This is a genomic window from Saccharopolyspora terrae (genome assembly GCF_004348435.1).
Lineage (GTDB): Bacteria > Actinomycetota > Actinomycetes > Mycobacteriales > Pseudonocardiaceae > Saccharopolyspora > Saccharopolyspora endophytica.
Map to the genome: position 1 here is coordinate 1 of NZ_SMKS01000040.1, position 11384 is coordinate 11384.

Annotated in this window: 10 protein-coding genes and 1 pseudogene; 8 read left to right on the forward strand and 3 right to left on the reverse strand. The window is 71.8% G+C overall.

The genetic code is table 11. The features are described 5' to 3' along the window. Nucleotides 1-138 precede the first annotated feature (138 nt). From E1181_RS20580 to E1181_RS20590, 3 genes and pseudogenes are all read left to right on the forward strand, one after another. Nucleotides 139-357, forward strand: a pseudogene (locus E1181_RS20580) (hypothetical protein); the annotation flags it as partial. A gap of 5 nt (nt 358-362) precedes the next feature. Further along, nucleotides 363-1061 carry a response regulator transcription factor gene (locus E1181_RS20585; RefSeq protein WP_132677231.1) on the forward strand — a complete coding sequence of 233 codons (699 nt, stop codon included), beginning with the start codon at nt 363-365 and terminating at the stop codon, nt 1059-1061. Next, nucleotides 1061-2089 (forward strand): sensor histidine kinase, encoded by a 1029-nt coding sequence (locus tag E1181_RS20590; protein ID WP_132677233.1) that lies wholly within the window; start codon nt 1061-1063, stop codon nt 2087-2089. The genes E1181_RS20585 and E1181_RS20590 overlap by 1 nt, the downstream gene beginning before the upstream one ends. A gap of 22 nt (nt 2090-2111) precedes the next feature. Here the strand turns inward: E1181_RS20590 and E1181_RS20595 are convergent, their stop codons facing one another. Then, on the reverse strand, nt 2112-3164 hold the full coding sequence (locus E1181_RS20595; protein WP_132677235.1) for an NAD-dependent epimerase/dehydratase family protein: 1053 nt from the start codon (nt 3162-3164) through the stop codon (nt 2112-2114). 136 nt (nt 3165-3300) lie between these two features. On the opposite strand from E1181_RS20595, the gene E1181_RS20600 reads away from it, so the two are divergent. The 3 genes from E1181_RS20600 (at nt 3301) to E1181_RS20610 (ending at nt 7096) form a co-directional block, all read left to right on the forward strand. Then, nucleotides 3301-4803, forward strand: a complete 1503-nt coding sequence (locus tag E1181_RS20600; protein WP_132677237.1) for a molybdopterin-dependent oxidoreductase — start codon at nt 3301-3303, stop codon at nt 4801-4803. A gap of 77 nt (nt 4804-4880) precedes the next feature. Continuing rightward, a complete protein-coding gene (locus tag E1181_RS20605) occupies nt 4881-5753 on the forward strand; it encodes an AAA family ATPase (protein WP_207922235.1) in 873 nt (290 codons plus the stop codon). Continuing rightward, nucleotides 5750-7096, forward strand: a complete 1347-nt coding sequence (locus E1181_RS20610) for a vWA domain-containing protein (protein ID WP_132677241.1) — start codon at nt 5750-5752, stop codon at nt 7094-7096. The genes E1181_RS20605 and E1181_RS20610 overlap by 4 nt, the downstream gene beginning before the upstream one ends. 225 nt (nt 7097-7321) lie before the next feature. On the opposite strand, the gene E1181_RS20615 is transcribed toward E1181_RS20610, so the two are convergent. Then, nucleotides 7322-8086, reverse strand: coding sequence for an alpha/beta fold hydrolase (locus E1181_RS20615; RefSeq protein WP_132677243.1), 765 nt, complete (start codon nt 8084-8086; stop codon nt 7322-7324). A gap of 250 nt (nt 8087-8336) precedes the next feature. On the opposite strand from E1181_RS20615, the gene lnt reads away from it, so the two are divergent. Continuing rightward, nucleotides 8337-9893 carry an apolipoprotein N-acyltransferase gene (gene lnt / locus E1181_RS20620; protein ID WP_235876914.1) on the forward strand — a complete coding sequence of 519 codons (1557 nt, stop codon included), beginning with the start codon at nt 8337-8339 and terminating at the stop codon, nt 9891-9893. Nucleotides 9894-9944: 51 nt separating this feature from the next. Beyond that, nucleotides 9945-10718, forward strand: coding sequence for a polyprenol monophosphomannose synthase (locus E1181_RS20625; protein WP_132677245.1), 774 nt, complete (start codon nt 9945-9947; stop codon nt 10716-10718). A gap of 298 nt (nt 10719-11016) precedes the next feature. Here the strand turns inward: E1181_RS20625 and E1181_RS20630 are convergent, their stop codons facing one another. Beyond that, nucleotides 11017-11355, reverse strand: a complete 339-nt coding sequence (locus E1181_RS20630; protein WP_132619748.1) for an RNA polymerase-binding protein RbpA — start codon at nt 11353-11355, stop codon at nt 11017-11019. Nucleotides 11356-11384: the final 29 nt, after the last annotated feature.

Here is an 11384-nt window from a genome sequence, read left to right on the forward strand (position 1 = left end):
GCCGTAATCAGGTCCCGGAATACGGCCGTAATCGGGGCACCACCCTCGGCGGGTGCGGTGGCGTCGAGGACCGGTGGACGGGGAACTCGTGGGGTCGGGGAGGCGATTCGGTGGGCGGTTGTCGGCGTTTCGCGGGTTGATGCGGTGCGAGGGCTCGTACTGGCGGCTGGGGTGGCTGTGCTAGTGGCGGATCTGTCCGGGTTGAGCAAGGCTGAGGTCGAGCGGATCTGGTTGCCGTTCGGGGTGTGGTTCGCTGTGGGAGGCGCCCTGCTGCCCGCCGGTTCCCGGCGGTGGTGGCTGGGGGCGCAGGCGGTGACCGCGCTGGCGGTCAACCACGTGATCGCGACGAGCTGGTGATCGGGATGCGGGAACAGTCCGGACGGGTGCTGGTCGTCGACGACGACCACGCGGTGCGCGATGTCGTCCGCCGCTACCTGGAGCGCGCCGGCTACCAGGTCGATCTCGCCGACGACGGCGAGACGGCCCTGCGCAGCAACGCCGAACGCAGGCCGGACCTGATCGTGCTGGACCTGATGCTGCCGGGCATCGGAGGCCTGGAGGTGTGCCGCAGGGTGCGCGAGCGCGGGCCGGTCCCGGTGGTGATGCTGACCGCGCTCGGCGAGGAGTCCGATCGGGTCGCGGGTCTGGAGCTGGGCGCCGACGACTACGTCGTCAAACCCTTCAGTCCGCGGGAGCTGGTGCTGCGGGTGACGTCGGTGCTGCGCCGCGCCACCCACTCCCCGCCCGCCGCGCAGGAGTCCGTCGTGGACGGCGCGCTGGTGCTCGATCCGGGTGCCCGCCGCTGCACGCTCGACGGCGCCGAGCTGTCGTTGACCACTCGCGAGTTCGACCTGCTGGCGTACCTGATGCGCAATCCGCGCCGGGCCTTCACCCGCGCCGAGCTGCTGGAATCGGTGTGGGGCTGGAACTTCGGCGACCAGTCCACCGTGACCGTCCACATGAGACGACTGCGGGAGAAGATCGAGCCCAGACCCGACCGACCCCACCGGATCAGCACCGTGTGGGGCGTCGGCTACCGCTACGACCCCGAGGCGGGCTGATGGACCTGCTCACCGAGCTCACCCACGTCGCGCCGTACGCGATCGGCCTGTCCCTGCCGGTGGCGCTGATCGGGGCCGGACTGCTCTACCTTCTCCGGCACCGCTCGCTGGCGACCGCGCTCACGGTGCTGGTGCTGGTGCCGCTGCTGGCCACCATGGCGGGCGTCCTGGGCGTCACCGGGTTCATGTTCGGCCCGCTGCTGACCACCGTGGTCGTCATCTGCACCGCCGTCGGGGTGATCACCGTCCCGGTCGCTGTGGTGCTGGGACGCAACATCGCGCGCCGGAGCGTGTGGGAGCGCGAGGCCCGCGCCCGCGAACGCGCCGCCGAGGCCTCCCGCCGCGAGCTGGTGGCCTGGATCAGCCACGACCTGCGGACTCCGCTGGCGGGCATCCGCGCGATGGCCGAGGCGCTGGCCGATGGCGTGGTGGACGAACCCGACGAGATCTGCTCCTACGCGAGCCGCATCCAGGGCGAGACCGAACGGCTGTCGCGGATGGTGGACGACCTGTTCGAGCTCTCGCGGATCACCGCGGGGGCGCTGCACCTCGAGTTCTCCGCCGTGCCGCTGCACGACGTGGTCAACGAGGCCGTCGCCGCCGAGCACCCGCGGGCGCAGCGGCGCGGTGTGCGGCTGGCCACCGAGACCGAGCAGTGGCCGGTGGTCTCCGGCAGCGATCCCGAACTGGCGCGCGTGGTGCGCAACCTGCTGTCCAACGCCATCCGGCACACCCCGCCGCGCGGTTCGGTGGTGCTCACCGCGGGCCGGGAGGGCCACCAGGCGTGGCTGCGGGTCGACGACGGGTGCGGCGGCATCGACGCCGCGGAGTTGGAGCGGGTCTTCGAGGTGGCCTACCGGGGAGATCACGCGCGGGGCGACAACGAGCGGGAACCGGCCGGGGCCGGGCTCGGGCTGGCGATCGCGCGCGGCCTGGTGCAGGCCCACCACGGCGAGATCCACGCCCGCAACCACGGCCCCGGTTGCCGGTTCGAGGTGCGGCTACCGCTGGCCGACGGCCTCGCGTAGGAGCCTTGGCGGAACCTGAACCTCACACCTGCTTCTCGCCGACGCGGAGCGGAGCCTCGGCGAATTCCCGCACGCCGTCGGCGAATTCGACCGTCGCGCGGAAGCCGAGCACCCGCCGGGCCTTGGCCGGATCGGCGACGACGTGCCGGACGTCGTTGGGCCGAGCCCCACCCACCACCTCCGGAGCGGGACCGCCGCAGGCCAGCGACAGCGACTCGGCGAGCTCTCCGATGGTGCGCGGCTGCCCGGAGCAGATGTTGACCGCGTCCAGCTCCCCCGGCGGCCCGGAGGTCTCCAGCGCGGCGAGGTTGGCGACGGCGACGTCGTGGACGTGCACGAAGTCGCGCCGCTGCCGGCCGTCCTCCAGCACCGTCGGGGCCAGGCCCCGGTGCAGCGCGGAGCGGAACAGCGAGGCCACGCCGGCGTACGGGGTGCCGTTGGGCATCCAGGGGCCGTAGACGTTGTGGTAGCGCAGCGCTCGCACCTCACCGCCGGTCTGGCGGGCCCAGGCCGCCGCCAGGTGCTCCTGCGCGAGCTTGGTTGCCGCGTAGGTGCTGCGCGGGTCGAGCACGGCCTCCTCGGGCACCAGCTCGGGTTCCAGGGGTTCGGCGCAGTGCGGGCACGGCGGCTCGAACCGACCGGCATCGAGGTCCTCGGCACGTCGCTGACCGGGACGGACCAGACCGTCTTCGGCGCAGCGGTAGCGGCCTTCCCCGTAGACCACCATCGAGGAGGCCAGCACCAGCCGACGCACGCCCGTCTCGTGCATCGCGGCCAGCAGCACCGCCGTGCCGAGGTCGTTGTGGGCGGCGTAGTCGGGCATGTCGGACGGGTCGACTCCGTGGCCGACCATCGCGGCCTGGTGGCAGACCGCGTCCACCCCGCGCAGCAGCTCGCGCACCAGCTCGGCGTCGCGCACGTCCCCGCGCACCAGCGGGTGCCGGGTTTCGGGAGGGACGCCGTGGGCCTGGGGCAGCAGCGCGTCGAGCGCGACGATCTCGTGGCCGTGGGCGGTGAGGGTGTCGGCGATGGCCGAGCCGATGAACCCGGCGGCGCCGGTCAGCAGAATTCGCACGCCCCGACGCTAGGACGGCGGCGGCCGCGACGTCCCCGATCGAGCGGCGATGTCATCTTTCCACAAGAACTTTCGGCTCTCTTACGCACGAGCTCGAACTCTGGCCCCGACCGGTGAACGGGGCTCGAATGGAGGCATGACTTCGCTCTCCCGTGGCCGTGCGGCCACGATCGGACTGCTCGCGGCCGGCTCCGCTCTGGCCGTCGGGCACCTGGTCGCCGGTTTCGGCGATCCGCGCACCTCTCCCCCGGTGGCCGTCGGTGGTGCCTTCATCGACCTGGTGCCGCCGGGTCTGAAGGAGTTCGCGGTGGCGGTGTTCGGCACCGCCGACAAGCTCGCGCTGATCGTCGGCATGGCGCTGGTCATCGCCGCGCTCGCGGTGGTGGCGGGGCTGTCGTCGCGACGCTCGGTGCTGCCCGGCGCGCTGCTGATCGGCGCGTTCGGGCTGGTCGGCGTGGTGGCGGCGGTGAGCCGCCCCGAGGGCGGGCCGCTGCCCTCGCTGGCGGCGGGGGCCGTCGGAGTGGGCGTGTTCGCCTGGCTGCACCGCGCCGGGCGGGCTCCGGTGGCCACCGAGATCGACCGGCGGCGGTTCCTGGCGACCTCCGGTCTGGTCGTGGTCGGGGCGGGCCTGGCCGGCATCGGAGGGAGTTCGCTGTCGAAGGGTTCCGGGGTGACGGCCTCGCGGGAGGCGGTGGCGGGCCGGTTGCCGAACGTGCCGCCGCCCCCGATCCCGGCGGGTGCGGACTTCGTCGCCGACGGCACGCCGACGTTCCTGACCACCAACCGCGACTTCTACCGGATCGACACCGCCCTGGTCGTGCCGCAGCTGCGCGCCGAGAACTGGCGGCTGAGGCTGCACGGCATGGTCGACCGCGAGCTGGACCTGTCGTTCACCGACCTGATCAACCGGCGTTTGGAGTCGCGGACGATCACCCTCGCCTGCGTGTCCAACGAGGTCGGCGGCAACCTCATCTCCACGGCCCACTTCGTCGGCGTCCCGGTCCGGGACCTGCTGCTGGAGGCCGGGGTCCGGCCGGGAGCGCAGCAGCTGCTGACCACCAGCACCGACGGCTACACCGCGGGCACCCCCGTCGACGTGCTGCTGGAACCCGACCGGGGCGCGCTGCTGGCCTTCGAGATGAACGGCGAGCCGCTGCCGGCCAAGCACGGGTTCCCGGTGCGCATGGTCGTTCCCGGTCTCTACGGCTACGTCTCGGCCACCAAGTGGCTGGTCGACGCCGAGGTCACCACCTTCGACCGTCGCGCCTACTGGCAGCAGCGCGGCTGGGCCCAGCAGGGGCCGATCAAGACCCAGTCGCGCATCGACCGCCCGCAGCGGGCAGCGCAGCTCCAGGCCGGTCCGGTGACGGTCGCGGGGATCGCGTGGGCGCAGCACACCGGCATCGACGCCGTGCAGGTCCGCGTCGACGGCGGCCCGTGGCAGGCCGCCGAGCTGGCCACCGAGGTCGGGCGCGACACCTGGCGCATGTGGCGGGCCAGGCTCGACCTCGCACCGGGAGAGCACGTGGTGCAGTGCCGCGCCGTCGACCGCACCGGAACACCGCAGACCGAAGCGCGTCAGGGCGTCGTCCCCGACGGCGCGACGGGCTTGCACGAAACCACTTTCCGCTGCACGTGACCGGCATCACTTCCGTTGGACACGAACCCGCGCACTGAGCAACCGTTCGGTATGGGATTCGGCGAGGGGAGCGTGCGGTGACCGACGGGCGAACGGGCATCTTCGAGTCGGTCGACGACGTCGTCGAGAAGCTGGCCGAGACCGGCTACCTGGCCTCCACCGCCGTGGCCACCACGGTGTTCCTCGCCGACAAGCTCGGCAAACCGCTGCTCGTCGAAGGCCCGGCAGGCGTCGGCAAGACCGAGCTGGCCAAGGCCGTCGCCGCCGTCGCCGAAGCGCGGCTGGTGCGGTTGCAGTGCTACGAGGGCATCGACGAGGCGCGGGCCCTCTACGAGTGGAACCACGCCAAGCAGCTGCTGCGCATCACCGCCGGTCGCGACGAGACCTGGGACGAGGCCCGCACCGACATCTTCAGCGAGGAGTTCCTGCTGTCCAGGCCGCTGCTGACGGCGATCAGCGGGGACGAACCCACGGTGCTGCTCATCGACGAGACCGACAAGGCCGACGTGGAGGTCGAAGGGCTGCTGCTGGAGGTGCTCAGCGACTTCCAGGTCACCGTTCCCGAGCTCGGCACGATCAGCGCGTCGCAGCGGCCGTTCGTGGTGCTGACCTCCAACGCCACCCGCGAGCTGTCCGAAGCCCTGCGCCGCCGCTGCCTGTTCCTGCACATCGACTTCCCCGACGCCGAGCTGGAGCAGCGCATCGTGCGCCTCAAGGTGCCCGGTCTCGACGAGGCGCTGGCCGGATCGGTCGTCGAGGTGGTGGGGGCGCTGCGCGGGATGCAGCTGCGCAAGTCGCCATCGGTGGCCGAGACGATCGACTGGGCCCGCACGCTGCTCGCGCTCGGCGCGGACACCCTCGACGAGGACGTGGTGCGCGACAGCCTCGGGGTGATCCTCAAGCACCAGGACGACGTCCGCCGCGCCACCGAGAAACTGGTCGTGCCATGACGTTGCAGGCCCGCCTGGTCAGCTTCGCCGGGGCGCTGCGCGAGCAGGGCGTGCGCGTCGGCCCGGGCGAAACCGTCGACGCCGCAGCGGTGGTGGAAGTCCTCGGGATGGCCGACCGGGAACGCCTGCGGGAGGGTCTGGCCGCGGCCCTGCTGCGCGCCGACGGGCAGCGCAAGGCCTTCGACGCCGCGTTCGACCTCTACTTCCCCGCCGGGGTGGGAGCGCCCGAGAGCGCCCGCAACGGCGACGAATCCGACCTCGAACAGCGGTTGGTGCACGCCCTGGCAGGCGACGACTCGGGCGCGCTCGGACAGCTCGCCGGCGAGGCCGTCGATGCGCTCGGGCGGTTCGGCGGCGCGGACGGCCCGCAGGGCTGGTCGGCGCACCAGACGCTGGAACGGCTGCAGCCGCAGACGCTGCTGGCCCGAGTGCTCGCGGCGATGCGCGGAGACGCCGGGGAGGACTTCACCGATCGGCTCGACCGCGACGAGATCCGTCGCCGCATCGACACCTTCCGCGAACGCGTCCGCACCGAGGCGCGCCGCCGCTCCGCGGAACTGCGCGGCGCCGACCACGTCGCCAAGCACGCCATCGCGCCCAGCGCCGACCAGGTCGACTTCCTCAACGCCGGCCGCGAGCAGCTGGCCGACCTCCGCCGCGCCGTGCAGCCGCTGGCGCGCAAGCTCGCCACGCGCATGGCCGCCCGGCGACGTCGCGCCGCCAGGGGAACCATCGACCTGCGCCGCACGCTGCGCCGATCGCTGTCCACCGGCGGCGTCCCGCTGCGCCCCGCCTACGCCCACCACCGCCCGGTACGGCCCGAGATCGTGCTGCTGTGCGACGTCTCGGGCTCGGTCGCCGGGTTCGCCAACTTCACGATGCTGCTGGTCCAAGCCCTGCACGACCAGTTCAGCAAGGTCCGGGTCTTCGCCTTCGTCAACCGCACCGACGAGGTCACCCGCATGATCACGCCGGGTGCGGCCGATCCCGTTGAGCTGGGCCGCGGCATCCTCTCCGAGGCTGAGGTCACCGGCTGGCACGACAGCAGCGACTACGGCAACGCGCTGGCCGAGTTCACCGACAGGTACCTGGACGCCGTGGGGCCGCGCACGTCGGTCCTCGTCCTCGGCGATGCCAGGACGAACGGCTGGAACCCCAACCTCGAAGCCCTGCACACCATCAAGCAGCGGGCCCGCCACGTGTTCTGGCTCAACCCCGAACCGGAGCCGCGCTGGTCGACGGGCGATTCAGCGGCCCGCGACTACGCCCGCATCGCCGAGATGCACGAGTGCCGCAACACGAGACGCCTCACCCACCTGGTCTCCACCCTCCTACCGGTCTGAGCCGGGGCTCAACTGTTGAACAATGCGCCTTGCTCGGCGGTGCCAGTGGCAGAACCTGAGCGGCTCCGTGGACTCCGTGCGCCGCTCCTGATGCATTCCGCTTACCCCAGGGGTGGACATCGGCGTCCCGGCGTACTCGCCACGAAGCCGCTGGCGAACCCGCGGCGGTGCCAGCTGAGTCCCACACCTGAAACAGCGGCCTCCGCCGCATTCTTCAGACAGGGGCTAGAGGGCGCTGGTGGTCAGGAAGCGTTCGAGGGTCGTGGCCAGGGCGATCGGGGTTTCGTCGATCGCGTAGTGGCCTGCGTTGGGGAAGACCTCGACGTCGCAGTGGGGGTACCACTGGGCGAAGGTGGCCTTCATGGTGTCCTCGCCGAGGGCCGGGTCGTGCTCTCCGGCGATCACCTTGACCGGCACCGGGTTCCCCTCGATCTCGGCGTGGAAGTCGGTCTTGGCCCAGGCGCGGAGGTAGTCGGCGACGGCGGCCGGGTCGGAGTGCTTCCGGGAGTGCTCGACCATCGCGTCCAGCCACACCGCGGTGAGCCTGTTGCCGGTGGTCAGGTCGATGATGGCGCGGCGGTTGGCGAGATCGTCGGCGGCACCGGAGAACAGCGCCCAACCCTGATCGTCGAAGGGCACACCGGCCGCCGGAACCGGGGAGATGCCGACCAGCGCCCGGACCCGCTGCGGCGCGTCGGCCAGGACCCGCTGCGCCACCGCTCCGCCCATCGAGTGACCGACCAGCGAGAACGTGTCCAGCCCGAGCCGGTCGGCCAGGGCGAGGACGTCGGCGGCGGCCTCGGCGAGCGTGTGCTCGCCCGCCTCGTCGACGCGCGCGCCGTAGCCGCGGTAGTCGGGGAAGACGTAGCGGAACCGGCTCGTGTCCAGGTGCGGGTGCAGGACCCGCCAGGCAGCTGCCGAGCCGAACCAGCCGTGCAGCGCGATGACCGGGTGCGCTCCGCCGCCGATCTCCTCGTGTCCGGTGCTCATCAATCCCCTTTTCGTTCGATCGGTCGGTCGTCGCGCGACCATCGCTGAGGTGCGCCTTCCGCGAGCACACCGATGATCACCGGGCCGGCCGAGGGTAAGCGGCGTCACACGCGGTGGTCAATCGCCTGGTCAGGGCCTGTGTGCCGAGCGAGACCCGCTCGGCGCGTACATTTGGGCGAAGGCGTGCCTGGGCACGCGGCAACGTTGGCGGTCCCGGGCGGGGCCGAGAAGCACCGAGAAGGTTGGTCGGGTGGTAGTCCCCACGGCTCCTGCGCAGGACGTCGCGCAGCCGGATCGCCGCACTCCCGGACGACGGGCCGCCTGGGCGCTGCGCCTGGTCGCGGCGGTCGCCGCCGGATTCGCCCTCTACGCCGGTTCGCCGCCGCGCGAGGCGTGGTGGGTCGCTCCCCTGGCGCTGGCCGTGCTGGCCGCCGTCGTCCGCCACCGCAGGGCCCGCGCCGGCTTCGGCTACGGCGTGGTGTTCGGCTTCGCGTTCCTGCTGCCGCTGCTGGGCTGGTTGCAGGACTTCCTCGGCGCCGACTTCGGCCCCTGGCCCTGGCTGGGCGTGGCCGCGGTGGAGGCGCTGTTCATCGGACTCGCCGGTGCCGGGATGGCGCTGGTCAGCCGACTGCCCGCGGCCCCGGTGTGGATGGCGGCCGTGTTCGTGACGGCCGAGTCGGTGCGCTCCGCGTTCCCCTTCGGGGGGTTCCCGTGGGGCCGTCTGGCCTTCACCCAGGACACCGGACCGCTGCTGTCGCTGGCCGCCATCGGCGGCGCGACCCTCATCTCCTTCGCCGTGGCCCTCATCGGCGGCGGGCTGGCCGAGCTCGTGCGCAACCCGCGCCGCTGGGCGGTGCCGGCGGCCGCGATCGCCGTGCCGCTGCTGGGCGGGCTGGCGTGCTGGCCGCTGGTGGGAACCGACGCCAACGCCGGGACCGCGCGGGTCGCCATCGTGCAGGGCAACGCCCCCAACCTCGGTCTGGGGCTGCTCTACGAGGACGATGTCCTGCACGACAACCACGTGCGCGCGGCGCAGAAGCTCGTCGACGACGTGCGCGCTGGACGGACCCCACGACCCGATTTCGTGCTGTTCCCCGAGCAGGTCGGCAGCTGGGGCCCCTCCCGCACCGATCCGGAGCTGTCGGCGATCGCCTCCCAGCTGGGAGTACCGCTGATCGTCGGCGGGCTCGGCCAGGACCGCGACGGGCAGCTGCACAACCAGGTCGTGCGCTGGGATCCGGGAACCGGGTTCGGCGACCGCTACGTCAAGAAGCACCTTGTCCCCTTCGCCGAGACCATCCCGATGCGGGAGGTCGCGCGGCTGGTCAGCCCGTTCGTGGACCGCTTCCAGTCGGACATGAGCCCGGGCGAGGAACCGGGCGTGATCGACGTCGCGGGCCTCAAGCTGGGCGTGGGGATCTGCTACGACGTCGCCTACAACGACGTCTTCGGGCCGGCCGCGGCGCAGGGCGCCACGCTGCTGGCGGTGCCCACCAACAACGCCTGGTACGGGCATTCGGAGATGAGCTACCAGCAGCTGGCGATGTCGCGGCTGCGCGCGGTGGAGACCGGGCGGGCGGTGCTGGTCGGGGCCACCAGCGGGGTGAGCGCGGTGGTCGCGCCGGACGGTTCGGTGACCGCGCAGACCGAGCTGTTCACCGAGGAGAACGTGACCGCCGAGGTTCCGCTGCGCGCGAACCGGACACCGGCCACCGAGCTCGGCTCGGTTCCGATGTGGACACTGGCGGTGCTGGGGGTGGGCGCGATCGCGGCCGCCGGGTGGCGGTCGAGGAAGTCCGACGCCTGATCGACGAACGAGTGCACGGCCGGTCCGCGGTGACCGGCTAGGAGGATGTGGATGGCGAGGCAAGCCCCGGCCGAGAAGGTGCTGGTGGTGATCCCCACCTACGACGAGCGGGAGAACCTGGAACCGATCGTGCGGCGGCTGTTCGACGCGCTGCCCGCGGCGAACGTGCTGGTGGTCGACGACGGCAGCCCGGACGGCACCGGCGAGCTGGCCGACCGGCTGGCGGCTTCCGACGACCGGTTGCACGTCATGCACCGCACCGAGAAGGCCGGTCTGGGGGCCGCCTACGTCGCCGGGTTCGAGTGGGCGCTGGCCCGCGACTACACGGCGATCATGGAGATGGACGCCGACGGTTCGCACGCCCCGGAGGACCTGCCGCGCCTGGTCGGCATGCTCGGCGACAGCGGGACCGGCGCGGACGTGGTGCTGGGGTCGCGCTACGTGACCGGCGGCCGCACGGTGAACTGGCCCTGGTACCGGGAGTTCCTGTCCCGCGGCGCCAACGTCTACTCGAAGCTGGCGCTGGGCGTGCCGATCAACGACATCACCTCCGGCTACCGCGTGTACCGGCGGGAGGTCCTGGAGACCGTCCAGCTGCACAACATCGCTTCGCAGGGCTACTGCTTCCAGGTCGACCTGGCCTGGCGCTCGGTGGAAGCCGGGTTCACGGTCGTCGAGGTCCCGATCACCTTCGTGGAACGCGAGCTCGGCGCCTCCAAGATGGACGCGGAGGTCGTGCGAGAAGCCCTCCTCCGAGTCACCAAGTGGGGCCTCCGCCGCAGAGGCGGCCAAGCAGCAGGAGCAATCCGCTCCCTGCTGCCCTGACGCAGGCGGGGCACTTTCCACTCCCCCGCCGCCAGGCAACCGGCGAAGCCGGTTTCTCAGCACCCCACCTGATCAACCGGCACCGACGCGGGTTCTGACACGTCTTCTGGGGAGGACAGCCGACGTGCCGTGTATTGGGCATACACAAGCCTCGGATCCCGGAGCCAGAAGGCGTGTCAGGTTCCGCTACCCGCACCGCGAGGCAAAAAGACCACTGAGCATGGATCAAAAGAAGCGAAAACACACGTAAGCGCCCGAGCACCAAGGGGCTCGGGCGCTTAACCATGCAATCGACAAGTCACCGGCCGCGACGGGCGCGCAGCAGCTCCAGTCGCTCGTTGAGCAGCTCTTCCAGCTCCGGGATCGTGCGCCGTTCGAGCAGCATGTCCCAGTGGGTGCGCGGCGGCTTGACCTTCTTCTGCTCCGGTTCGTTGCCGTCGATGATCTTGGACTCGGTGCCGTGCAGGCGGCATTCCCAAGTCGGCGGGACCTCGGCGTCGTCGGAGAAGGGCACCTCGAACTCGTGGCTCTTGGGGCAGGCGTAGCGCACCGTCCGGCGCGGTGCGAGGTCGTGGTTACGGTCGGTCTCGTAGCTGACAGCTCCGAGCCGGCTGCCACGCAGAACGCGGTCGGCCATGACGGTTCCTTTCCCTTCGGCCCGGGCTG